This is a genomic window from Chachezhania antarctica (genome assembly GCF_003646465.1).
Classification (GTDB): domain Bacteria; phylum Pseudomonadota; class Alphaproteobacteria; order Rhodobacterales; family Rhodobacteraceae; genus Chachezhania; species Chachezhania antarctica.
Window position 1 is genome coordinate 667,848 of the sequence record NZ_QZEX01000001.1, and the last position, 22,691, is coordinate 690,538.

Consider the following 22,691-nt stretch of genomic DNA (forward strand, 5'->3'; position numbering starts at 1 on the left):
GAGAAACCTTTCTGGACTTTGTTGCCCGCATCGTCCGTTCTTGGGCACCCAGCGTCAAGGGTGCCGTCAGGCGGGGCTGGACCGGCGTTGGGCGGCACTTTACCACGGGTCCCGAAGGATCGGCAAAAAAGGATTTGTGACATGAGCGCGATGGATCACCTGACGGGCAAGACCGTGCTGATCACCGGCGCCAGCCGCGGCATCGGTGCCTCGGCGGCCGAACTGTTTTCCCAGGCGGGCGCCAACGTGGTGCTGACCGCCCGGTCCGGCGACGCGCTGGAGGAAGTCCGCGCCGGGCTCAGGGGAGAGGCCGTGGCGCAGGTCTGCGATGTCAGCCGGTACGACGATGTCGCGGCGGCCGTGCAAACCTGTGTCGATCGGTTCGGCGGCATCGACGTGCTGATCAACAACGCGGGCGCCATCGTCCCCATCGCCCGGATGGAGGAGGCGGATCCCGAAGGCTGGGGTCATGCCATCGACATCAACCTGAAGGGTGTCTTCTGGGGCATGCGCGCAGCCCTTCCGCACATGCTGGAACGGGGCGGCGGGACGGTTCTGACCATCAGCTCGGGCGCGGCGCATCATCCGATCGAGGCGTGGAGCCATTATTGCGCGTCGAAGGCCGGCGCCGCGATGCTGACGGAAATGCTGCACGCCGAAAACGGGGCCAATGGCATCCGCGCCATGGGCCTGTCGCCGGGCACGGTCGCCACCCAGATGCAGCGCGAGATCAAGACATCGGGCATCAATCCTGTCAGCCAGCTCGACTGGTCGGATCATATCCCGCCCGACTGGCCGGCGCGGACGCTGATGTGGATGTGCTCGTCCGCGGCGGATGCGCATTGCGGGCAGGAACTGTCGCTGCGCGATCCCGACCTGCGGTCCAAGGTGGGCCTTGAATGATCGAACTGGAACAGGAAGGCGGCCTGTGGACCGTGACGCTGGCGCGTCCCGACAAGGCCAATTCGCTGACGGGCGAGATGCTGGAGCGCCTGGTCGAGATCGCGGAAAGTGCGGGTGAGGCGCGGGCGTTGATCCTGACCGGACGCGGCAAGGTCTTCAGCGCCGGCGCCGATCTGGACGAGGCGAAGGCCGGGCTTGCGGTTTCGCCCCTGTGGGAGCGGCTGTCCGGCGCGTTGGCGCGATTGCCGGCGCTCAAGATCGCGGCGCTGAACGGCACCCTTGCGGGCGGGGCCAACGGGATGGCCCTGGCCTGCGATCTTCGGATCGCAGTGCCTGGGGCAAAGATCTTCTACCCGGTGATGAAGCTGGGCTACTTGCCGCAACCGTCCGACCCGGCGCGCATGACGGCGCTGATCGGACCTGCGCGGACAAAGTTGATCCTGATGGGCGGGCAGCGGATCCCGGCGGAAGAAGCCTACACCTTCGGCCTGATCGACCGCATCGTCCCGCCCGAGGACCTGATGGAGACGGCCCGCAGGCTTTGCGCCGATACGCTGGCCGCGCCTGCAGAGGTCGCAAACGGAATCGCGGGGATGTGTTCGCGCGATTGATCTGCTTTGTTAGTCGTCCCTTGCCTGATCAGAACTGGTTCGCGGACTGGATCAGGAACAGGGCGTTCGCGGCGGGGTTGAAGTTCGCGTTGAACTCCTCGATCTGGGCCCGTGCAAGGTAGCGCATCGTCAGATCTTCCATGACCTTCGGATCGGTGAACTGGGACACATCGCTGCTGCCGGTGACGGCAAGGGTCTTGTCCTTGAAGATCTCCAGCTGGCGATCGAGATCCAGTTTGCCAACCGCCGACGGCAAGCCCAGAGCGGTTTCGAAGAACTTCTTCAGCGGCGGCTGGCCCAGCAAAGTGAACCACTTGGCATTCTCGCTCATGTCGTCGATGGCGATGTCGGCGACCTCGCGTTCGGCGTACATGGCGATGCGCATCGAATCGTTCTGATTGCCCACCGCGGTTTCGAATTCCTGCACCTGGTACTTGTCCACGATATCGGCCATCGCGGCGCTGTCGCCGGTCGTTACCGTCCCGGAGGGGCCGAAGCCGAACGCCTCGCTCAGCTTCTTGTACCGTTCGTCGGCCAGCCGGTTGGCCAGCGCGTCGTCGGCCTCGGTGCCATCTTCCAGGATCTTCTGGATGAAGGCCTTGTTGTTGATGTCATCCTGGAGGCCAAAGGCCCCCAGCGCCACGTTCAGAAGGCGCCGATCCGCGATCAGATCCTCGGCCGACGTCACCTTGCCGATGGTCTCGGCGAAGTAATCGCTGTCGCGCTCGAGCTGGGCGCCTTTCGTGAACGTGTCGAATTGCGACTCCCGCGTGCGTTCCAGGAAACGCCAGCCGGCAATGCCGCCGATGGGGATGACGGGCTGAAAGCTCATTGTTGTCCCGCCGCGAACAGACGATCCTCCCGCGGGATCAACGTGCGCAGCGCCTTCAGGCACTTGTAGTAGTGGCCGGCGACCAGCGCTTCCGTCGCTTCCGCTAGCGCATTCCGGCTGTCGGGATCGGTGAAGACCTGGCTCAGTTCTTCGACTCGGCGGAGGAGCGGCATGTGCGCCTCGTCCTGGGCAACGTCCCCCGACAGGACAAGCTGGGCTGCGTAACAGGCCCGCCGCACCGGTGTGGTTGCTTCCTCGGGGTGGATGGCATCGCGCAGGCGCAGGATATTGGCATCCGGCGTGACGATGGACACCCGACCGCGGCGGTCGCCGTTTTCGATCACGGCGCCGTTGATCAGCACCCTTTCTCGCGGGGCGAGCTTGAGAACCAGGCCGCTCATGTCCGTGCTCCGGTTGGGGGGCGCGCGCCCGGGCGGGGCTGGCCCTGTGCCATGCGCCGGCGGGATTGACCCGACGGCGCTTGGGGCCTGCGCCGTGCGCTTTTCGGGCCTGCTGTCTGTTGCGGCCGCGCTTGCTCAGGCGCGACAGTCAGTGCAGGATCAGGCGGGGTCAGATCGCCCCGCAAACCGCGCATGATGGCCGTGTTGATATCGAGAAGCGGTATGATTGAAGCTTCCCGCGCCAGCACTTTGCTGCTGTGCGCTTGGGTAAACTCGGCCAGGTAGAAGATCCGCGCCCTCAGATCGGGGGGCAACGGGTTGCTGGATTCGGCCACGTCAACGGCGAATATGTCCCAGAGCCGGCGATTGTCATGCAATGCTGCGGCAAGTTCCGAGAACCCTTCGGGCCCTCGTGCCTCGGCCTGTCGCAGGCGATGCGTGATGCGGGCCAGCGCCTCGTATTCGATGCCGCGTGGCGTTCGGGTCTGCGTCGCTGCTTTCGAGTAGCCGTTTTGTGCCAAGTTCTGGGCGTTCACGTCAGATCCTCGCGTGAAGGTGCATTTCAGGGGTCGGGGCGCGCATCAACGCGCCCCGACCGGAGATCATTCCGTCGGGATTAACGGAAGAGCGACAGGATCGACTGCGGTGCCTGGTTGGCGATCGACAGGGCCTGAATACCCAGCTGCTGCTGGGTCTGCAGGGCCTGAAGACGGGCCGAAGCGGCTTCCATGTCAGCGTCGACCAGCGTGCCGATGCCCGACTTCATGGCGTCGGTCAGTTTCGAAACGAATTCCTTCTGGCCCGAAATCCGGCTGGCGGACGCCCCAAGTGCTGCGGCGCCATCGATTGCGGTCTGAAGGAAGGTTTCGATTTCACCCAGGGCAGTGCCGGCCGTTGCGGTATCGGTGATCGCCGTCAGGTCGGTCGCCAGGTCCATGTCGGTTTCAAAGTCCGTGGTGGCCACGGTGAAGGTCGACGAGGTCGGCGCGGCGGAGCCCACGCGGTCGAGCGAGGCGATCACGGTCAGGCCGGTTGCGCCGTTTCCGTCGACATCGGCGGCCAGAAGGTTCGCACCGTTGAACTGTGCTGCACCGATGATCGAGGCGACCTGCGACGACTTGGCGGTGATGTCTGCCTGGATCTTGGTGAAGTCGACGTTTTCCGACTGGGCCGAAATGACCAGATCCTTGATGTCGGTCAGAACACCGACGATCTGTTCTGCGGCGGCCGAGGCCACTGCGGTGGTCGATTCCGCCAGCGACAGCGACGCCGAGATCGCCTTGAAGCCCGACGCGTCCGACTCCATGACCTTCGAGATGGCCCAGATTGCCGAGTTGTCTTTTGCCGTCGAAATGTCCCGGCCCGAGGAGATCGCGTTTTGCGTCTTCTCGAGGTTCATGTTGGTGTTGCGGAGCGCCTGCAGGGCGACCATTGCGCCATTGTTCGTCAGAATGCTGGACATTGCATGTTCCTTGAGTCAGCGAGCCGTTTTCGGCCCGTAAGTTTCCCCGCCTGTTGGCGGTCCATGACGTCTTTCTGACTGGTGCGGCGCCCTGCATTTCGCTGCAATCGGTTCCGCGCCACCCCGTTTGAGGTGCCCGATCAAACTGCGCCCGGAACCCTTAACGCTGCGCTAACGCTCGCACGCGGTTTCCTTCGGATTTTCCTAAACACTGCGTCATGCCCTCCGTTCGACCTTTGGCCGCGACGGGGCGGAAAGCGATGTGCGCTGGCCCGACCGGTCATAGGTTTCAAGCCCTTGGCGCACGCGCCGCATTTCCGCCATGCGGTCGGCCACGGCGCGAATCCCGTCAAGCGCGCCCCCCAGCAGCGCCTGGTTGCGTTGCACCTTGCTCTGCACCGGGGCGAGTTGTTCGGCGTTCAGATCGTCTAGGGAATTCAGGCGATCGATGATTGCCGATTTCTGCTCCATGTACTCCTGCAGATTTTCCAGATCCCCTGTCACCAGGGCCTGGCGCTCGTCCTCGAGCAGGGCGTCGAGCGCCGCGATCAGGTCCGCCGCCGTATCCATTTCATCAATGGCCATTTTCCGCCTCCATCATGGATTGAAAGAATGTCTCGGCCAGACCGATGCCGCCGGCCCGGGCAATGGCGCGGGCCTGTTCGCGGACAAGCAGCGACGAGAACTGGTCTTCACCGACGCCGCCACCGAACGTTTCCGACGTTTCGTGCAGGCCGGCCGATTTCAACATTTCCGCAAGGAATGTCGCTTCCAGTTCGATGGCCGCGTCGCGCATCGCCTGGGTGCCGGCGGTTTCATCCGACATTGCCCTGGGTTTCGCGCCCGCGACGGGCTGCATCTGAATCGGGTCCATCGAAGCTCCTCCAATTCAACCTAATTCAGGGCATATTGCCGTGGTCCGGTTAAAATATTCGAAACCCCTGCATGCGAATGTCATCGGGATCCAGGCAGAATGCGGGGCAAAATGCAGAGCTTTTCTCAGCCAGTCGCGGCGTCGGGCGGCGCGCTTGCGGGCGCAATCGGCGGATCGGGCAAGCCGTCCGCAGACGGGCGGGCCCAGACAAAGATGTCGGCCAGCACCAATGCGCAAACCGGCAGCGCAGCGCAGGCGGCGCCCGTCACCGTCGCAAATGGCGAACCCGCGGAGGGAGCGCCGCTTTTGACCGCCGGCGACAAGACCCGGACGGCAAGTTTCGCCCAGCTTTACTCTGGTGCGGAGGGTAAACCGTTGCCCGGAATGCTCGCCGGAGAATCAGAAACCCCTGAAAGCGATCCGGATGCCGCGACCGCCGAGGGAGAAGATCCTGCCACGTCGCCGGTCGAGAACGAAAGCCAGGTTGCTGACGGTGACTCCGATGCCGCGCGTCCGGATGCGCATCTTGCCAAGGCAAGGGCCGCGCTGGCACGGCAGAGTGAAACAGCGCCGGTTCCGACAGAATCAATCGCGATGCATGTGCCGGGCCATCACGAATCGCAGAAGAACAAAGTGGTCTCGACGCCGACCGAACTCCCCAGGGCGGTTGAAAAGACCGCGCCAGCCCTGGCTGCTCCGGCGCAAGCCGATCCACGCGCCACCGTTGCAGTGTCTGCATCGGGCGCCGTTCCGGAACAGGCCCGTCCGACCGCCGTGGCGGAGACGAAATCGGTGTCGTTCGACGGTGCGACCCTGCCAACTGCTTCAGGCAAGGCCATCACGATGCCATCCGCCGATGTTCCGCTCGCGCAGGCGGCGCCCGAACTTACGGGGGCCTTCAGGTCGATCCGGACTGGCCACGCGACGGCAGAGGCGATGACACGCCCGCAGGGTGAAGACGCAACAACGAACGCAGCAGCGAATGTTTCCGCCAACAAGGTGGCTGTCGACGGCATTCAGAAGGCTGGGGCGGAGCAATTTCAGGCCGGTATGACGGCTGGGGCGATCGTTGCAGGGAAACCGGCAACCGGCACAAGGCAGGCACCGGGGGGCGCGATGGCTGCATTACCTGCGGCGATTGCTGCGAACGCTTCCGAGCTTCAGGCGACAACCGGAAATGTCCCGATGGTGGCGCAGGCGCAGGTCGATACTGTTCCGGGATCGAAAAGATCAGCGGACAAATCTGGACCCGACCGGCCGGCGCCGCTTCGCTCGTCTCTCACTTCTACAGGTGGCGCTCAGGCGATTGCCGCGGCTTCGGTGGCCGTGCCCGCTCTGGCAAGTGTCTCGCTGGCGCAACCTGGCGCCGAGCTCGCGGCGCTTTCCGTCGATGCTCCGGTGGCGGCAGAGGACGCGGTCGCGGGGCTTGTGGGTCAAAGCGGTGGTCCGTCCGTCACGGGTGATGCCGCTGCCATGGCCCAACAGCAGCCGGCTGGTGGAACCTCGGCAGTGCGGCAAATTCTGCCGCATATCGCCGAACTGATGAGCCGGCCCGGTGAACGATCGGTCGAGATCGCCCTGGAACCGGTCGAACTGGGGCGGGTCCGAATGATGGTGTCGATGGCCGAAGGCGGTGTGACGTTGCAGATCACCGCCGAACGTCCCGAAACGCTGGACCTGATGCGCCGCCATATCGAGACCCTGGCCGAGGAATTGCGCCGGATGGGCTACGCCGAGGTCGGGCTGAGCTTCACCACCGGAGACAGCCCGTCTGAAGACAGCCGCCGCGCGATGCCGGAAGGCCATGCCGGGGACACCGGCGATGTTGCGGCCTCCGACTTGCCGGGCGCGGCAGAAACCGCGCGGCCACGGTCACGCACGATACCGGCATCAGGAATGGATATCAGGGTCTAGAACATGGAAACCACACCGATCGGCCCCCAGCCCCACACACGCGCGGTGATCGACACCGGCGACGGCGCGCCCAAGTCAACCGCGCTTGGCGCCGGGACGGCGCTGGCTTCGGATTTCGAGACTTTCCTGAAGATGCTGACCGCGCAGGCCAAGTACCAGGATCCGCTCGAGCCCATCGATTCGACAGAATACGCCTCCCAGTTGGCGCAGTTCTCGATGGTCGAACAACAGGTGAAAACCAATGATGCGCTGTCGGGCCTGATCTCGGCCACGGGGACAGGCAACCTTGCAGCACTGGCCTCGTGGGTCGGGATGGAGGTCCGCGCGGATGTGCCTGTCAGCTTCAATGGCACGCCGGTCACCGTCGTACCTGCTATCGAGGCCGGGGCAGACCGTGCCGAACTGGTCGTGCACGATTCCTTCGGTGTCGAGGTGCAGCGCTCGGCCATCGGCCTGACGGGCGAGCCGGTGGACTGGGCTGGTGCGTCGGGGGACGGCACGCCATTCCCGGCCGGGACCTATACATTCACCGTGGAAAGTTTCGCACAGGACAGCCTGCTGGGCACGAAACCGGCTGAAAGCTATGCGTTGGTTGAAGAAGCGCAGATCGAGGGCGGCACTGTCATGCTGGTTCTGGATGGCGGTGAAAGCGTCGCGGCCAGCGATGTCTCGTCAGTGCGCCGCGCGGGGTAAGGGCCCACGGGCCTGGCCGGAACCTGGGGCTTGGATGGCCGGTCAGGCCGTGATGGAGTTCGAAAATGTTTCGGTGTAGGACCGGCGGGCCACGCCGACATGCGGCCTGGCGACGTGCAACCGGGGCCGGGCAATGACGCTGACACGACCGATCTTTCCCGATCCGACCTTCGGTGCCCCACCGTCGAACGTGATGGAAGACCTGCGCCGGCACGGGATCCGCGCCGCGCCGCGCTCGGTGGAGCCGCTGCACGGGGGGCGCACAAACAGGCTCTGGCGGTTGTCCACGGACTCTGACGTATTGGTTCTGAAACTCTATTCGGCCCCGGACGACAATCCGCTTTTCGAGAACGATCCCGAACGGGAAGGCGCGGCGCTTGTGGCGTTGGCAGGCTCCTTGCTGGCGCCGAGGTTTCATCTGTCGGGCGCCACTGCCGCCGGGAGCTGGCTATTGTACCATCATGTTCCGGGAGGAACATGGGAGTCAGGTGCCCAACCCGTGGCCGAGGCGCTGGGGCGTATCCATGCGTTCGCCGGGATGCAAGGCACCCTGCCGGTGCGCCCGGGCGGGAGCCGGGCTTTGCGGGCGCAGGGTCTTCAGGCGCTGGCTGGAACATGGGGGCAGGACCGGGCCGAACTGGACGCCCTGCAGGAACAGCTTTCGGATGTGGATATCCCGCCTGTCGCCAGCCCCGCGCCGATCCATGGCGATCCGGTGCCGGGGAACGCGATTCCGGGACCGTCGGGCGTTGTTTTCATCGACTGGCAATGCCCCGCGCTGGGCGATCCGGCCGAGGATCTGGCGCTGTTCCTGTCGCCGGCGATGCAGATGCTGTATCGCGGCGCGCCGTTGGATGCAGGGGCAGAACGGGACTTCCTTGAGGCCTATCCGGACAAGGCGGTTGTCGAACGCCATGCGCGTCTCAAGCCGTGGTTCCACTGGCGCATGGCGGCCTATTGCCTGTGGCAGGTCGCGCGCGGGAACCATGACTATGCCGATGGTTTCGTGCTGGAGCGGGATGCGCTCAAGCGTCAGAGGTCGCTCAGCGCGTAGGTTGCGTAGGCGAACGGCATGACCACGCGCCGCGACCCCCCGAAGGGAAAGCGGGCCAGCGGGCGGCGCAGGGGGGCGGGGGTGTCGTTCGCGTGCCCCAGAACCTGGCGGGCCATCAGGTGGCCGGACCAGCTTCCCATTGCCACCCCGTTGCCGTGATAGGCCATCGCCGCGAACATGCCGGGATTGCCGGGGACGGGACCCACGAAGGGCATCAGCCGCCGCGCGAGGCAGACGAACCCCGACCAGCTGTGATCCGACGGCACATGCGCCCATGCCGGGAACATCTTTTCGAAATCGGCGCGGGTCGCGGCGCGGGCGCGGGCCTCGGCCCCCGGGCTGGAGAAGATGCCGCCGCGCATCCCGAACAGGAACCGTCCGTCGGGCATAAGGCGGAAATAATGCAGCAGGCGGCGGGTGTCATAGCTCATCTGCAGGCTGGTCCAGCCCTGTGCCGCGCGTTCTTCTTCGGTCAGCGGGCGGGTCACAAGAACGGTCGATTGCGCCGGCATGTAGCGGTTGGCGAGCCATTTCGGCAGGTCTTCCGAGGAATAGCCGTTGGTGGCAAGAAGCACGGTATCGGCCTCGACCGTCCCGCCCGGTGTGGTTGCGTGCCGGCCCGAGCCCTTTCGTTCCAGACGTTCGACAGGGCTGTGGGCGTATATCGCGGCCCCGGTATCGGCGGCCGCCGCGGCGAGGCCCAGCACGTATTTGCGCGGGTTCAGCGCAAAGCCGGTTCGGACCGTCAGCGCGCCGTGGAAGGGACCACCCATCCCGATGCGGGGCAGGTCTTCGGGGCGGGTCAGCTCGGTATCCCCCCAGCCTTCGGCGGCGATCTGGTCGGCCTCGCGCTTCAGCTTGTCGAAGCCGCGCTTGCGGTGGGCCAGAAGGGTTTCCCCGTCGGAATGGCGGTCGGCGTCGATGCGGTGACGGTCCAGCAGCGCGCCGACATGGTCGATCGCGTCGCGTTCGGTGCGGAAATAGGCGTCGGCCGCGTCTGCACCGAATTCGGCCGACAGCGAGGCATGAGAGCGTCGGGCGCCGCCCAGGCAGCAGAACCCGCCGTTCCGGCCCGAGGCACCCCAGCCGGGATAGCGGGCGTCGACAACGGTGACCGAAACGCCCTGTTCGGCCAAGTGCAGCGCCGCGTTCAGCCCGGTGAAGCCCGCGCCGATCACCAGAACGTCGGTTTTCACATGGCCTTGCAGTGCCGGCCAGTCGGGCAGGGGGATGGTTTCGTCCCACCAGCAGGTGGCGCGCGGTCCGTCGGTATAGGCGTAATCGCCGAAGATTCTTTTCACGTAAGTTCGGCCCTGTCGGCGGCGGCCTCGTCCGCCAGTCGCCGTGCCATGCTGCGCTTTGTCATCAGCGAGGCGATGATCACGCCGATCGCCACGATGCCGATCATGATGGTCGACAGCGCGTTGATCTCGGGGCTGACGCCCAGGCGGACGGAGGAGAAGATCTTGATGGGCAAGGTCGTGGACGAGGGGCCGGAGGTGAAGGAGGCGATCACGAGGTCGTCGAGCGACAGGGTGAAAGCAAGGAGCCATCCCGATACGACGGCCGGCGCGATGATGGGGAGGGTGACGAGACGGAAGGATTCCGCCGCCGTGCACCCAAGATCGCGCGCGGCTTCTTCCAGCGACTGGTCGAACGTGATGAGGCGCGAGGACACGACGACCGACACGTAGCACATGCAGAAGGTGGTATGCGCCAGCACAAGCGTCAGGATCCCGCGGTCCAGCCCGATGGCGATGAACAGAAGCAAGAGCGACAGGCCGGTGATCACTTCCGGCATCACCAGCGGCGCGTAGATCATGCCGGAAAATGCCGTGCGTCCCCAGAACCGCCCCGACCGGATCAGCGCATAGGCGGCCATCGTGCCCAGCACCGTCGCGATGGTGGAGGAGAAGAACGCCACCCGCAGGGTGACCCAGGCGGCATCGAGGAACTGCTGGTTTCCGGCCAGCTCTCCGTACCACTTGGTCGAAAACCCGGCCCAGACGGTGACCAGCTTCGATTCGTTGAAGCTGTAGATCACGAGGATCAGCATCGGGACATAGAGGAAGGCAAAGCCCAAAGTCAGCGACACGACGTTGAAGGCGGACAGGCGTCTCATGCGTCGGCCTCCGCCTGGCGTTGCTGGTTCTTCTGGAAGAAGATGATTGGCACGATCAGGATCAAGAGCAGCACCACCGCCACGGCCGAGGCGACGGGCCAGTCGCGGTTGGAGAAGAACTCCTCCCACAACACCTTGCCGATCATCAGCGTTTTCGATCCGCCCAGAAGCGACGGGATGACGAATTCACCGATGGTGGGGATGAAGACAAGGAAACAGCCTGCCGTCACACCGGGACGGGACAGTGGGAACGTCACCAGCCAGAAGGCCGACGTGCGCGAGCAGCCGAGGTCTTCGGCCGCTTCGATCAGAGAGATGTCGAGCCGTTCGAGCGCGGCGTAGATCGGCAGGATCATGAACGGCAGGTAGGTGTAGACGACGCCGATATAGACGGCCGTGTTCGTGTTGAGGATCGAAAGCGGCTCGGAAATCAGCCCTGTCCACAGCAGCACCTGGTTCAGGTAGCCTTCCTGCCCCAGGATCCCCATCCACGCGTAGACGCGGATCAGGAAACTGGTCCAGAAGGGCAGGATCACCAGCATCAGCAGGGTCGGGCGCCAGTGGTGCGGGGCGCGGGCCATGCCGTAGGCTATTGGATAGCCCACCAGCAGCGTCAGGAACGTGGCGATCAGGGCGATCCGCAGGGACGACAGGTAGGCCTTCCAGTAGAGCGAATCCGTCGTCAGGAAGACGAAGTTCTCGAAATCGAGTTCGGACAGGAAGGCGCGGATGCCCGCCAGCCCCTCCGACAGGTCCAGCTGCGGCATGTAGGGCGGCCGGGCCAGCGCGATGTCGGACAGCGATATCTTGAAGACGATCAGGAATGGCACGAAGAACAGTGCCAGAAGCCAGAGGAAGGGGATCAGGTAGACCAGAGATTTCCTCATGTCAGCCTGCCAACAGGATGCCGCAGCGGTCGGTCCAGTTGACCCAGACCTCATCCTCCCATGTGAAGGCCTGACGTGTCGACCGTTCGGTGTTGAAGCTTTGCGCGCGGATGATCTGACCGTTGGCCAGTTCCACGTGGTAGGTCGAAATGTTGCCGAGGTAGCCGATGTCGATCACCTTGCCATGCAGGACATTGTCGTCGTCGGGGCGGTCCTTGTGGATCTCGACCTTTTCGGGGCGGATGGCGTAGTGGCAGGTCTCGCCCGGCCCGATCTCGACACCCGAATGGGTGACAAGCGGCGGCTGGCCTTCGGCCCAGTCCACCAGGTAGCGCTCGCCGTCCTTGCGGGCGCGGCCCTGCAGGATGGTCACGTCGCCAATAAAGCCGGCCACGTAGACGGAATTGGGGTTCTCGTAGATCTGCGACGGCGTCGCGACCTGTTTCAGGACACCGGCATCCATCACCGCCACGCGGGAGGCGACGGTCATCGCTTCCTCCTGATCGTGGGTCACGATCACGAAGGTGGTGCCGGTCTTTTCCTGGATGTCCATCAGTTCGAACTGCGTTTCCTCGCGCAGTTTCTTGTCGAGCGCGCCCAGCGGCTCGTCCAGCAGCAGAAGCTTCGGCGCCTTCGCAAGGCTGCGCGCCAAGGCGACCCGCTGCCGCTGTCCGCCGGAAATCTGGTGCGGCTTGCGGCGTCCGAACTGTTCCAGCCGCGTCAGGCGGAGCATTTCCGTCACCCTGTCGCCGATCTTGTCCTTGGCCATGCCTTCGCGTTTCAGGCCGAAGGCGATGTTTTCCCAGACGGAAAGGTGCGGGAACAGCGCGTAGGACTGGAACATCATGTTCACCGCGCGCTGGTTCGGCGGGACGGGTGCGATGTCGTGGCCATCAAGCTCGATCTGGCCCTCGGTAGGGGTTTCGAACCCGGCCAGCAGGCGCATAAGCGTGGTCTTGCCGCAGCCCGACGGGCCCAGAAGGGCGAAGAATTCCTTGCGGTAGATGTCCAGCGACACGTCATGGATGGCGGTGAAGGTTCCGAACTTCTTGGTCACGCCGCGAAAGCGGATCAGGGGGGCTTCGTTCGGGTCTTCCCAGGGCGCGAAAACCGCCTGGTGGTCTTTGGTCTCGGCCAAGTCGGTACCTTTCAAAAAGGTCAGGCGGGTCGAAAAGGTAAAGCGGGCCGGGTGCATGTGCGCCCGGCCCCGAAGCGGGTCAGGTGCCCGATTTCACCTTGGTCCACAGGCGGGTGACAACCCGCTGCACTTTCGGATCGTAGGGCGAGGTGGTGTAGAGGTTTTCCAGCGTCGCTTCGTCCGGATAGATCGCCGGATCGCCGATCACGTCTTCGACCAGGAACTCCTGCGAGGCCTTGTTGCCGTTGGCGTAGTAGACGTAGTTCGACGCCGCCGCCATGTTCTCGGGGTCCATGATGAAGTTCAGGAACGCATGGGCGGCATCGGGGTTCGGCGCGTCGACGGGGATGGCCATCTGATCGAACCACATCAGCGCCCCTTCGGAGGGGGCGTTGTAGACGATCTCCACGCCGTTGTCGGCTTCGGCCGCGCGGTCGCGGGCTTGCAGGATGTCACCCGACCAGCCGAACGCCACGCAGATCTCGCCGTTGGCAAGCGCGTTGATGTATTCCGAGTTGTCGAACTTCTTCACGTAGGGGCGCACCGCGGTCAGGACCGGCTCGGTCTTGGCGATCACGTCGGGATCCTGGCTGTCGGGGTCTTCGCCCAGATATTTCAGCGCAGCGGGGATCATTTCCGTCGGCGCGTCCAGGAAGAAGACGCCGCAATCGGCCAGCTTTTCCATGTTCTCTGGGTTGAAGATCAGGTCGAGCGAGCCGATGGGCGCATCCGGCCCCAGCGCTTCTTCGACCTTGCCGACATTTGCGCCGATACCGGTCGTGCCCCACATGTAGTTGATCGAATATTCATTGCCCGGATCGTAGGAATCGGTGCGCTTTTCGACGACATCCCACATGTTGTCGTGGTTGGGCAGTTTCGACATGTCCAGCTTCTGGAAGGCCCCGGCGCTGATCTGGCGCTGCAGGAAGGTGCCCGACGGCACCACCACATCGTAGCCGGATCCGCCGGCCAGCATCTTGGTTTCCAGCACTTCGTTCGAATCGAACACGTCGTAGATCAGGTCGATCCCGGTGTCCTGTTCGAACTTCTCGAGCAGCGATTCGTCAATATAGTCCGACCAGTTGTAAACGCGGACTTCTTGGGCGAGCGCGGCCGACGTACCCAGGGCGAGGATTGCCGTGGCGGTCAGCAGATTGAATTTCATTGGTCGCTCCCATGTTGAATTTGGATTGGCCGTTCTGCCGGTCTTTTGCCGGCTGCCTATTGGATCTGATCAAGTTTTGCCTTCGGTGGCAACAGAACCTATGCTGCGTCTCCACGTTTTGGGCCAAGATGGCGGAGATCGCGGCAGGTGTCGTGGGGTCGACCGTGCGCGAAGTGCTCAAGGTCGAGGCAGTTCGGGAGAAAACGCGGATGGCAGCATTCGAAGCGCGGGTGATTTCGGCCGAAGAGGCAGACGGGACGAAGGTGCCGGCGCATGAACTGGTCTATCGCAGGTTGCGGGCGCAGGTGCTGTTCGGAGAGATCGCGCCCGGTCAGGCGGTAACGATCCAGGGGCTGACCGCGTCCCTTGGCGCCGGCATGACGCCGGTGCGCGAGGCGATCCGCCGGGTGATCGCGGAAGGCGGGCTGAACTTTCAGGGCAACCGCCGCGTCAGCGTACCGGTCCTGAACCGCGCCTGTATCGAGGAGCTTGTCTTCCTGAGGGCGACGATCGAACCGGAACTGACCCGCCGCGCGGCAACACGCCTGGAGGCCGGGGATATCGACTGGCTGGAAGCCGTGGATGCCGAGATGGACGTGGCGATCGAGGCCGGGGACATCGCGACCTACCTGAAGCGCAATCACGCCTTTCACAGTGCCATCTACGAAGCCGCCGATGCGCCGATCATGGCCTCGACCGCCGACCGGCTTTGGCTGCGTTTCGGCCCATCCCTGCGAGTTGTCTGCGGACAATACGATGCCGCGCGCGAGCCCGATCTTCACAAGGACATGCTGGCCGCCTTCCGGTCGGGCGATGCCGCGGCCGCGGCGGCGGCAATGGAACGCGACGTGCGTCAGGGCATGGGGCAGATCCAGTCGGCCCTGATCGAGAACCTGTTCAGCCCCTGAAATTCTGGGCTGCCGACCCGGGCGCGGATTGACTGTGGAAAATTTGATCATATTGTAGGACGGCGCCGAAACGCGGCCATTTGCGCGTTTGTACCGGCTTTCCTGACAGTCGATTGATACGGAGACGCGATATGTCCACGCTTGCGAACACCCATCCCACGGCCGAATTGCAGGCCCGCGATGCGGCCCATCACCTGCATCCCTTCACCGCCGGCGCCGCGCTGGCCAAGAAGGGCGCACGCGTGATCACAAGCGCCGAGGGCGTCTTCCTGACCGACAGCGACGGCGAGCGGATCCTGGACGGAATGGCGGGCTTGTGGTGCGTGAACATCGGCTATGGCCGCGGTGAGCTGGCCGACGTGGCCGCCCGCCAGATGCGCGAACTGCCTTACTACAACACCTTCTTCCAGACGACCCACGTGCCGGCCATCGAACTGGCCGAGAAACTGGCCGAACTGGCGCCGGGCGATCTGAACCACGTGATGTTTGCATCCGGCGGGTCGGAAGCGAACGACACCAACCTGCGGCTGGTCCGGACCTACTGGAAGTTCCTGGGCAAGCCCGAAAAGCAGATCGTGATCGCCCGCAAGAACGCCTACCACGGCTCGACCGTTGCAGCGACGGCGCTGGGCGGCATGGCCGGGATGCACGCGCAGGGCATTCCGTCCTTCGACGGGGTCCACCATATCGGCCAGCCCGACTGGTGGTCCGAAGGCGGTGACATGACGCCCGAGGAATTCGGCCTGATGCGCGCGCGCGAACTGGAACAGGCGATTGCCGAGCTCGGCGAAGACGAGGTCGCGGCCTTCATCGCCGAACCGATCCAGGGTGCGGGCGGCGTGATCGTGCCCCCGGACAGCTACTGGCCCGAAATCCAGCGGATCTGCGATGCCCATGACATCCTGCTGATCGCGGACGAGGTGATCTGCGGCTTTGGGCGCACCGGCAACTGGTTCGGCAGCGAGACCTTCCAGATCCGCCCCGACGTGATGACCATCGCCAAGGGCCTGAGCTCGGGCTACCAGCCCATCGGCGGCTCGATCGTCACCGACGCGGTGGCCGAGGTCATCGGCCGGGACGAGTTCAACCACGGCTACACTTATTCCGGCCACCCGGTCGCCGCGGCCGTCGCGCTGGAGAACCTGCGGATCCTTCAGGACGAAAACGTCGTGGGCCATGTCCAGAACACGGCCGCGCCGCACCTGGCCAAGGCCTGGGCCGGGCTGGCGGACCATCCGCTGGTGGGCGAGGCGAAGCTGGTGGGCCTGATGGGATCCATCGCGCTGACGCCCGACAAGGCCACGCGGGCCAAATTTGCGTCTGATTCCGGTACGGTGGGCCTGATGTGCCGCGAACGGTGTTTCGCCAACAACCTGATCATGCGCCACGTGGGTGACAGGATGGTGATCTCGCCGCCGCTGGTGATCTCACCGCTGGAAATCGACCTGCTGATCGCCCGGGCAAAGACCGCTCTGGACGAGACGCTGAGCGCGATCACGGCCGAAGGTCTGATGGTTCCCGCTACGTAACCTGCTCGAATCCTGACAAATTGTCGCCGCGCCACCCTGGCGCGGCGTTCGTGTTTTGCCCACCCATTGGGCACTAAACGCGGTCTATTGTGCGCCCTGACTGTATTTCCCCTGGTAAACCGGACAAAGGACCGCGTTCTCGGTCTAAGTTTCGGTGGCTGTTGAAACTTGGGTCAACACTGTGCTTGACTGTCTCCAAGCTGCATCCGGTCGAGATGCGGGGGAAACAACGGGGAGTGTGCTGTGCTAGACACTGCAACCGGCGATGCGTTCGTCGAGTTCGATCGCGTTCAGAAAAGCTATGACGGCGAAACACTTGTCGTCAAAGACCTGAACCTCGCCCTGCCGAAAGGCGAATTCCTGACGATGCTGGGGCCGTCGGGATCCGGAAAGACCACCTGCCTGATGATGCTGGCAGGGTTCGAAACGGCCACATACGGCGATATCCGGCTGGGTGGCGTTTCGATCAACAACATCCCCCCGCACAAGCGCGGCATCGGCATGGTCTTCCAGAACTACGCCCTGTTTCCGCACATGACCGTGGCTGAAAACCTCGCCTTCCCGCTGGAAGTCCGCAAGATGGGCAAGTCCGAGCGCGAGCAGAAGGTGAAGCGCGCGCTGGACATGGTGCAGATGGGCGATTTCGGCGGCCGCCGCCCGGCGCAGCTTTCGGGCGGGCAGCAGCAGCGGATCGCGCTGGCGCGCGCGCTGGTGTTCGAGGCCGAACTGGTGCTGATGGATGAACCGCTGGGCGCTCTCGACAAGCAACTGCGCGAACACATGCAGTTCGAAATCAAGCGAATCGCCGACAACCTGGGCATCACCGTGGTCTACGTGACCCATGACCAGACCGAGGCGCTGACGATGTCGGACCGTGTCGCCGTGTTCAACGATGGCAAGATCCAGCAGTTGGCGCCGCCCGATGTCCTGTACGAGGCGCCGGAAAACAGCTTCGTCGCGCAGTTCATCGGCGAGAACAACACGATGGAAGGCGTCGTGACCGAGATCAAGGGCGACAGCTGCCTTGTCCAACTGGACGGTGGCGCGCTGATCGACGCCAAGCCGGTGAACGTCACCAAGGCGGGGGAACGGACACAGGTTTCGATCCGGCCCGAACGGGTCGAATTCAATGCCGAGCGCCTGTCGCCCGATGCGCACCTGCTGGACGCCGAGGTCAAGGAATTCATCTACATGGGCGACATCTTCCGCACGCGGCTGAGCGTGGCGGGAAATGACGACTTCATCATCAAGAGCAGAAACGCCCCCGACCAGGAGCGTTTGAAGCCCGGCCAGAAGATCAAGATCGGCTGGCTGGCCGAGGATTGCCGCGCGCTCGATGCATGACATCGACGCCGGCCGGCGCCGGTAAGGAACGGCGCTGCAACGGGTCCCGCAAAGACGGCGGCCCTAACACCCGAAGAAAAATCAGAGGAGTGTAATATGACATTCAAGAAAATCGGCGCACTGGCTGCGTGTACGGCGCTTGTCGCGCCTGCGGCTTTCGCGCAGGACATGGCAGACGACATGACGCTCGTCAGCTGGGGCGGCGCGTACCAGGATTCGCAGAAGAAAGCCTATGCGGACCCTTACGCGGCCAACAACAGCGACGTGACCATCGTCTGGGACGAAAGCTCGGCAGAAGCGGTCGCAAAGCTGCGCGCGCAGAACGAAGCCGGCAACATCACCTGGGATCTCGTCGACGTCGTGGCGGCTGACGCCATCCGTCTGTGCGACGAAGGCCTGGCGATGGAAATCGACCCGGACGAAGACCTGGCGGAAGCGCCGGATGGGACCTCGGCCGAAGACGATTTCGGCGACCTGTTGGTCAGCGACTGCTTCATCCCGCAGATCGTCTATTCGACCACCTTCGGCTACCGCACCGACATGGTGCCGGAAGGCGTCGAGCCGCCGAGCGACATCTGCGACGTGTTCGACCTGGAAACCTATCCGGGCAAGCGCGCGCTGGAAAAGCGCCCCATCAACAACATGGAATGGGCGCTGCTGTGTGACGGCGTGGCCAAGGACGAAATCTACGACGTTCTGGAAACCCCGGAAGGTCAGGAGCAGGCTCTCGCCAAGCTCGACACGATCAAGGACGACGTGATCTGGTGGTCGGCCGGCGCCGACACGCCCCAGCTGCTGGCGGATGGCGAAGTCTTCCTGGGCTCGACCTACAACGGTCGTCTGTTCTCGGCGATCGAGGAGCAGGACCAGCCGATCGGCATGATGTGGGACGCGCAGGTCTTCGACCTTGACGGCTGGATCATCCCCGCCGGTCTGCCGGAAGATCGCCTGGCACGTGTGAAGGATTTCGTCATGTACGCGACCGACACGCAGCGTCTGGCGGACCAGGCCGCGTACATCTCGTACGGCCCGGCACGCAAGTCGTCGGCGCCGCTCGTCGGCAAGCATGCCGAACTGGGCATCGAGATGGGTCCGCACATGCCGACCGCTCCGGAGAATGCCGAAAACATCTTCGTCTACAACTATGATTTCTGGGCCGATTATCGCGACGATATCGACCAGAAGTTCCAGGCGTGGCTGGCGAAGTAATCCAACGGAGCGAGGCGGGCCACGGCCCGCCTCGCACACCATTCCGGGACAGGGCTTATGCCAAAGGGCTATATTATCGGGCACATCACGGTGAAAGACCCTGAGGCCTACAAGGAATATGTCGAAAAGGACACGCCGATCCTGAAAGGCTTCGGAGCCAGGTTCCTGGTTCGTGGAGGCCCGTCCGAGACGCCCGAAGGGGCGACCCAGGACCGGCACGTCGTCATAGAATTTGACAGCTACGAGGCCGCGACAACGGCCTACAACGACCCGGATTACCAGGCGGTTGCCGAGATCCGGCGCGCTTCGGCAGAGAGCACGATCATTCTCGTCGAAGGACATGAAGAATAACGGCCAAAGAGCCGACACAAGAAGACGGGGACACCATGGCAGACGCAACAGCCGATCAGGCCGAGACGCAATCGGGGCCCATGCTGGCCGCCGACGGCACGCCACTGAAGCGATCTCTGGCACGCTCGCTTCGCATGCAACGGATCAGGGCGCTGATGCTGGTGGCGCCACTGCTGATCTTCGTGCTGCTGACCTTCCTGTCGCCGATCTTCGACATGCTGTTTCGGGCCGTGGAAAACCGTATCGTGGGCGACACGCTGCCCCGCACCGTCGAAGTCCTGAAAGACTGGGATCCGGAGACAAGCGACGTGCCGCCCGAGGCGGCCTTCCAGGCGTTGTATTACGACCTGTTCCTGGCGGCCGAGGCAAAGAAGCACACGCGGCTTGGCACGCGTCTGAACTATGAAGACCCGGGGATTTCGTCGCTGTTCCGGTCGTCGGGCCGCAGCCTGGACGACCTGGGCGAAGATCATATCGAGGCGATCGAGGACACGGCCAAGCAGGACTGGCGCGAAGGCGCGTTCTGGTACGCGCTGCTGGGCGGCGATGCCGGCGAACCTGTTGTCGAAAGCGCCCGGTCGCAGTTCGTGGCGCTGGAAGGCGAAACGCCGCGGGGGCCCGTGGGTGTGGTCTGGTGCGGTCTGCGCAATGTCGTTGGCGCTCCGTGCCCACCGTCGCTGAGCCGCATGCCGCTGAATTTCGGTCTGTCGAACGATGCGATGGCGATGCTGCCGACCACGTCGCTGCAATACGCGGCCTTCGGTGTGTTCACCGTGCTGGAAGACGGTGAAGCGCTTCAGGAAGAAGATCCGTGGGAAGCCGTCTACGTTGCAATGGCGCAGGACCTGGCCGCGCCGGATGCTGCCGCCAAGGTGGCCGCCTATACTGGCCCCGGTGCCGCGGAACTGCAGGCCGCGCAGCAGGCCATCGCCGCGCTGCCGCCGATTTCCTTCCGCGACGGCTTTGCCGAGATCGACGAGGATTGGCTGGATCCGACGGTCTGGCGGTCGATCAAGGCCTATTCACCGAAATACACGCCGGGTTATTTCCTGAATGCCGTCGACCTTGAAATGGGTCCTGACGGTGTCCAGGCGCGGCCCGAAAGCCAGCAGATCTACGTGATGCTGTTCAAGCGGACGCTGATCATGTCGATGGCGATCACGATCTCCTGCATCATGCTGGGCTACCCGGTGGCGTGGCTTCTGTCGAACCTGCCTGACCGCAAGGCCAACATGCTGATGATCCTCGTGCTGCTGCCGTTCTGGACATCGCTTCTGGTGCGGACATCGGCCTGGAAGGTGATGCTGCAGCAGCAGGGGGTGATCAACGACACGCTTGTCTGGCTGGGCATCGTCAGCGACACGAACCGGCTGGTCATGATCAACAACCAGTTCGGGACGATCGTGGCGATGACGCATATCCTGCTGCCGTTCATGATCCTGCCGCTCTATTCCGTGATGAAGGGCATTCCGCCCAGCTACCTGCGGGCGGCGAAATCGCTGGGGGCGAACAACTGGACAGCCTTCTGGCGGGTCTACTTCCCGCAATCGGTGCCGGGCATCGGGGCGGGGTCAATCCTCGTCTTCATCCTCGCCATCGGCTACTACATCACGCCGGAACTGGTTGGTGGGACCACCGGGACATTCATTTCCAACCGGATCGCCTATCACATCTCGTCTTCGCTCAACTGGGGGCTCGCCGCCGCACTGGGGTCCATCCTGCTGGTCGCGGTGCTGGTGCTCTACTGGGCCTATGACCGGATCGTCGGCATCGACAACGTGAAGCTGGGGGGCTGAGGACATGGCTACGATCTACTCAGAGCAGTTCCGCCCGCCGTCCCGCTTCGTCATCATCGTGCTGGCCATCTTCGGCGCCGGCGCCGGCCTTCTGGTCGGCACCGCGCAAGGCAGCGGGATCCTTGGCATCATCGGTGGCGCGATCCTGATCGCCGCCCTTGGCTTCGTCGTCACCCAGCTGGTCGAAGGCACGGACAACTCCGGCGGCGAACGCGCAGTTCGCTGGGCCTTGCCCTTCGTGCTGGCCGTGGGCGGCTTCCTGTTCGGGGGCGCTGCGGGCGCCATCGTCGGTGCGCTGATGGGCTGGTTCTTCGGCTGGATCTCGTTCTGGATCGCGCGGGGGCGGTATCGCCGGGGGCTGGCGCCCTACCTGACGTCGAAACAGGTGCTGTGGTTCTACACCTTCCGGGTCATCTGCTGGTCGATCCTGATCTTCCTGATCACGCCGATCCTTGTGGTCATGCCGCTGTCGTTCAACGCGGAAGATTTCTTTACCTTCACGCCCGAAATGCTGGCGCTGAGCCCCGAGGGTTATTCGCTGAAGCACTACAAGGACTTCTTCTACAACCCGGACTGGCAGCAGGCCCTGCGTAATTCGCTTTCCATCGCGCCGGCGGCGACGATCCTGGCGGTGGGCTTCGGCACCTTGGCGGCCATCGGTCTCAGTCAGCCGCATGTGCCATTCCGCCGGACGATCATGGCGATCCTGATTTCGCCCATGATCGTGCCGCTGATCATCTCGGCCGCCGGGATGTATTTCTTCTATTCCCGGATCGGGTTGCAGGGGACCTATCTGGGCGTCGTGCTGGCCCATGCGGCGCTGGGTATTCCCTTTGTGATCATCACGGTGACCGCCACGCTGGTGGGCTTTGACACCTCCCTGACGCGGGCGGCCGCGAACATGGGAGCCAACCCGGTGACGACGTTCTTCCGGGTGCAGATGCCGCTGATCCTGCCGGGCGTGATCTCGGGTGGGCTTTTCGCCTTCATCACGTCGTTCGACGAGGTCGTGGTGGTGCTGTTCGTGGGCTCGGCCAGCCAGAAGACGCTGCCGTGGCAGATGTTCATCGGCCTGCGCGAACAGATCAGCCCGACGATCCTGGCCGTTGCCACGGTGCTTGTCGCGATCTCGATCTGCCTTCTGACCGTCGTCGAGCTTCTGCGCCGCCGGTCCGAACGGCTGCGCGGCATGTCGCCCAGCTGAGGCTGCGCCACTTCAAACAGACAAGGGCCCGGTGACAGCATCACCGGGCCCTTTTCCTGTCTGCGCGGCAACATGTCTGGGCATGCCTGAAAGCCCCTATGAGTCCTGCGATAACAAAACCGTGGGTTGCCCGTAGGGAAAGCATCATACCCATGATGACCTGCTTGACAGCACGCGGCTTTCCTCAATAGCCTGACGCGCGTCAGGGTTCATGACATATGTCAGGAATCCGGACCGCCGGGGAGGGCGACAGGGGGAGTTTTCGCAACTGATCCGATGCCTTTGCCGGTCGAA

At 63.9% G+C, this 22,691-nt stretch carries 23 protein-coding genes; 12 read left to right on the forward strand and 11 right to left on the reverse strand.

Annotated features, from left to right (window positions below):
• Positions 1-150 precede the first annotated feature (150 nt).
• Positions 151-903 (forward strand): SDR family oxidoreductase, encoded by a 753-nt coding sequence (locus D4754_RS03240; RefSeq protein WP_121061599.1) that lies wholly within the window; start codon positions 151-153, stop codon positions 901-903.
• The gene (locus tag D4754_RS03245; protein ID WP_121061444.1) at positions 900-1,514 is read left to right on the forward strand and encodes an enoyl-CoA hydratase/isomerase family protein; all 615 of its coding nucleotides are present in this window, start codon (positions 900-902) and stop codon (positions 1,512-1,514) included. The genes D4754_RS03240 and D4754_RS03245 overlap by 4 nt, the downstream gene beginning before the upstream one ends.
• A gap of 28 nt (positions 1,515-1,542) precedes the next feature.
• Here D4754_RS03245 and D4754_RS03250 read toward each other — a convergent pair whose 3' ends face one another.
• From D4754_RS03250 to D4754_RS03275, 6 genes are all read right to left on the reverse strand, one after another.
• The gene (locus D4754_RS03250) at positions 1,543-2,346 is read right to left on the reverse strand and encodes a DUF1217 domain-containing protein (RefSeq protein ID WP_121061445.1); all 804 of its coding nucleotides are present in this window, start codon (positions 2,344-2,346) and stop codon (positions 1,543-1,545) included.
• Positions 2,343-2,747 (reverse strand): flagellar biosynthesis repressor FlbT, encoded by a 405-nt coding sequence (gene flbT, locus D4754_RS03255; RefSeq protein ID WP_121061446.1) that lies wholly within the window; start codon positions 2,745-2,747, stop codon positions 2,343-2,345. Before flbT ends, D4754_RS03250 begins: the two co-directional genes overlap by 4 nt.
• Positions 2,744-3,283, reverse strand: coding sequence for a flagellar biosynthesis regulator FlaF (gene flaF, locus D4754_RS03260; RefSeq protein WP_121061447.1), 540 nt, complete (start codon positions 3,281-3,283; stop codon positions 2,744-2,746). The genes flbT and flaF overlap by 4 nt, the downstream gene beginning before the upstream one ends.
• Positions 3,284-3,363: 80 nt before the next feature.
• Positions 3,364-4,209, reverse strand: coding sequence for a flagellin N-terminal helical domain-containing protein (locus D4754_RS03265; RefSeq protein WP_121061448.1), 846 nt, complete (start codon positions 4,207-4,209; stop codon positions 3,364-3,366).
• A 216-nt stretch (positions 4,210-4,425) separates the two neighbouring features.
• Positions 4,426-4,794: a flagellar export chaperone FlgN gene (flgN, locus tag D4754_RS03270; protein ID WP_121061449.1), complete on the reverse strand. Its 369-nt coding sequence runs from the start codon at positions 4,792-4,794 to the stop codon at positions 4,426-4,428.
• Entirely contained in the window at positions 4,784-5,068 is a 285-nt protein-coding gene (locus tag D4754_RS03275; protein ID WP_420837193.1) for a rod-binding protein, read from the reverse strand. The genes flgN and D4754_RS03275 overlap by 11 nt, the downstream gene beginning before the upstream one ends.
• Positions 5,069-5,194: 126 nt before the next feature.
• Between D4754_RS03275 and D4754_RS03280 the strand changes: the two genes are divergently transcribed.
• From D4754_RS03280 to D4754_RS03290, 3 genes are all read left to right on the forward strand, one after another.
• A complete protein-coding gene (locus tag D4754_RS03280) occupies positions 5,195-6,997 on the forward strand; it encodes a flagellar hook-length control protein FliK (protein ID WP_163025755.1) in 1,803 nt (600 codons plus the stop codon).
• Positions 6,998-7,000: 3 nt separating this feature from the next.
• Complete coding sequence (locus D4754_RS03285; RefSeq protein ID WP_121061452.1) at positions 7,001-7,690, forward strand: flagellar hook capping FlgD N-terminal domain-containing protein; 690 nt, start codon at positions 7,001-7,003, stop codon at positions 7,688-7,690.
• A gap of 133 nt (positions 7,691-7,823) precedes the next feature.
• Positions 7,824-8,744 (forward strand): phosphotransferase family protein, encoded by a 921-nt coding sequence (locus D4754_RS03290; RefSeq protein WP_121061453.1) that lies wholly within the window; start codon positions 7,824-7,826, stop codon positions 8,742-8,744.
• On the opposite strand, the gene D4754_RS03295 is transcribed toward D4754_RS03290, so the two are convergent.
• The 5 genes from D4754_RS03295 to D4754_RS03315 form a co-directional block, all read right to left on the reverse strand.
• Positions 8,723-10,045: an NAD(P)/FAD-dependent oxidoreductase gene (locus D4754_RS03295; protein ID WP_121061454.1), complete on the reverse strand. Its 1,323-nt coding sequence runs from the start codon at positions 10,043-10,045 to the stop codon at positions 8,723-8,725. The genes D4754_RS03290 and D4754_RS03295 overlap by 22 nt on opposite strands.
• Positions 10,042-10,866 (reverse strand): ABC transporter permease, encoded by an 825-nt coding sequence (locus D4754_RS03300; RefSeq protein ID WP_121061455.1) that lies wholly within the window; start codon positions 10,864-10,866, stop codon positions 10,042-10,044. Before D4754_RS03300 ends, D4754_RS03295 begins: the two co-directional genes overlap by 4 nt.
• On the reverse strand, positions 10,863-11,753 hold the full coding sequence (locus D4754_RS03305; RefSeq protein WP_121061456.1) for an ABC transporter permease subunit: 891 nt from the start codon (positions 11,751-11,753) through the stop codon (positions 10,863-10,865). Before D4754_RS03305 ends, D4754_RS03300 begins: the two co-directional genes overlap by 4 nt.
• Before the next feature lies 1 nt (position 11,754).
• A complete protein-coding gene (locus tag D4754_RS03310; protein WP_240453726.1) occupies positions 11,755-12,891 on the reverse strand; it encodes an ABC transporter ATP-binding protein in 1,137 nt (378 codons plus the stop codon).
• 79 nt (positions 12,892-12,970) lie between these two features.
• Positions 12,971-14,056 carry a polyamine ABC transporter substrate-binding protein gene (locus D4754_RS03315; RefSeq protein ID WP_121061458.1) on the reverse strand — a complete coding sequence of 362 codons (1,086 nt, stop codon included), beginning with the start codon at positions 14,054-14,056 and terminating at the stop codon, positions 12,971-12,973.
• Positions 14,057-14,265: 209 nt separating this feature from the next.
• Between D4754_RS03315 and D4754_RS03320 the strand changes: the two genes are divergently transcribed.
• The 7 genes from D4754_RS03320 (at position 14,266) to D4754_RS03350 (ending at position 22,397) form a co-directional block, all read left to right on the forward strand.
• The gene (locus tag D4754_RS03320; protein WP_121061600.1) at positions 14,266-14,964 is read left to right on the forward strand and encodes a GntR family transcriptional regulator; all 699 of its coding nucleotides are present in this window, start codon (positions 14,266-14,268) and stop codon (positions 14,962-14,964) included.
• 131 nt (positions 14,965-15,095) lie between these two features.
• On the forward strand, positions 15,096-16,493 hold the full coding sequence (locus tag D4754_RS03325) for an aspartate aminotransferase family protein (protein ID WP_121061459.1): 1,398 nt from the start codon (positions 15,096-15,098) through the stop codon (positions 16,491-16,493).
• 243 nt (positions 16,494-16,736) lie between these two features.
• Positions 16,737-17,837 (forward strand): ABC transporter ATP-binding protein, encoded by a 1,101-nt coding sequence (locus D4754_RS03330; RefSeq protein WP_121061460.1) that lies wholly within the window; start codon positions 16,737-16,739, stop codon positions 17,835-17,837.
• 96 nt (positions 17,838-17,933) lie between these two features.
• Entirely contained in the window at positions 17,934-19,046 is a 1,113-nt protein-coding gene (locus tag D4754_RS03335) for an extracellular solute-binding protein (RefSeq protein ID WP_121061461.1), read from the forward strand.
• Positions 19,047-19,103: 57 nt separating this feature from the next.
• On the forward strand, positions 19,104-19,397 hold the full coding sequence (locus tag D4754_RS03340) for a DUF1330 domain-containing protein (protein ID WP_121061462.1): 294 nt from the start codon (positions 19,104-19,106) through the stop codon (positions 19,395-19,397).
• A 35-nt stretch (positions 19,398-19,432) separates the two neighbouring features.
• Entirely contained in the window at positions 19,433-21,193 is a 1,761-nt protein-coding gene (locus tag D4754_RS03345) for an ABC transporter permease (RefSeq protein WP_121061463.1), read from the forward strand.
• A gap of 4 nt (positions 21,194-21,197) precedes the next feature.
• Positions 21,198-22,397: an ABC transporter permease gene (locus tag D4754_RS03350; protein ID WP_121061464.1), complete on the forward strand. Its 1,200-nt coding sequence runs from the start codon at positions 21,198-21,200 to the stop codon at positions 22,395-22,397.
• The last annotated feature ends 294 nt before the right edge of the window (positions 22,398-22,691 follow it).

Excerpts from the sequence above, each read along its gene's own strand:
- D4754_RS03240 (WP_121061599.1), top strand. The coding sequence starts at position 151 with ATGGATCACCTGACGGGCAAGACCGTGCTGATCACCGGCGCCAGCCGC.
- D4754_RS03245 (WP_121061444.1), top strand. The coding sequence starts at position 900 with ATGATCGAACTGGAACAGGAAGGCGGCCTGTGGACCGTGACGCTGGCG.
- D4754_RS03250 (WP_121061445.1), bottom strand. The coding sequence starts at position 2,346 with ATGAGCTTTCAGCCCGTCATCCCCATCGGCGGCATTGCCGGCTGGCGT.
- flbT (WP_121061446.1), bottom strand. The coding sequence starts at position 2,747 with ATGAGCGGCCTGGTTCTCAAGCTCGCCCCGCGAGAAAGGGTGCTGATC.
- D4754_RS03265 (WP_121061448.1), bottom strand. The coding sequence starts at position 4,209 with ATGTCCAGCATTCTGACGAACAATGGCGCAATGGTCGCCCTGCAGGCG.
- flgN (WP_121061449.1), bottom strand. The coding sequence starts at position 4,794 with ATGGCCATTGATGAAATGGATACGGCGGCGGACCTGATCGCGGCGCTC.
- D4754_RS03275 (WP_420837193.1), bottom strand. The coding sequence starts at position 5,068 with ATGCAGCCCGTCGCGGGCGCGAAACCCAGGGCAATGTCGGATGAAACC.
- D4754_RS03280 (WP_163025755.1), top strand. The coding sequence starts at position 5,195 with ATGCAGAGCTTTTCTCAGCCAGTCGCGGCGTCGGGCGGCGCGCTTGCG.
- D4754_RS03285 (WP_121061452.1), top strand. The coding sequence starts at position 7,001 with ATGGAAACCACACCGATCGGCCCCCAGCCCCACACACGCGCGGTGATC.
- D4754_RS03290 (WP_121061453.1), top strand. The coding sequence starts at position 7,824 with ATGACGCTGACACGACCGATCTTTCCCGATCCGACCTTCGGTGCCCCA.
- D4754_RS03300 (WP_121061455.1), bottom strand. The coding sequence starts at position 10,866 with ATGAGACGCCTGTCCGCCTTCAACGTCGTGTCGCTGACTTTGGGCTTT.
- D4754_RS03305 (WP_121061456.1), bottom strand. The coding sequence starts at position 11,753 with ATGAGGAAATCTCTGGTCTACCTGATCCCCTTCCTCTGGCTTCTGGCA.
- D4754_RS03315 (WP_121061458.1), bottom strand. The coding sequence starts at position 14,056 with ATGAAATTCAATCTGCTGACCGCCACGGCAATCCTCGCCCTGGGTACG.
- D4754_RS03320 (WP_121061600.1), top strand. The coding sequence starts at position 14,266 with ATGGCAGCATTCGAAGCGCGGGTGATTTCGGCCGAAGAGGCAGACGGG.
- D4754_RS03325 (WP_121061459.1), top strand. The coding sequence starts at position 15,096 with ATGTCCACGCTTGCGAACACCCATCCCACGGCCGAATTGCAGGCCCGC.
- D4754_RS03335 (WP_121061461.1), top strand. The coding sequence starts at position 17,934 with ATGACATTCAAGAAAATCGGCGCACTGGCTGCGTGTACGGCGCTTGTC.
- D4754_RS03340 (WP_121061462.1), top strand. The coding sequence starts at position 19,104 with ATGCCAAAGGGCTATATTATCGGGCACATCACGGTGAAAGACCCTGAG.
- D4754_RS03345 (WP_121061463.1), top strand. The coding sequence starts at position 19,433 with ATGGCAGACGCAACAGCCGATCAGGCCGAGACGCAATCGGGGCCCATG.
- D4754_RS03350 (WP_121061464.1), top strand. The coding sequence starts at position 21,198 with ATGGCTACGATCTACTCAGAGCAGTTCCGCCCGCCGTCCCGCTTCGTC.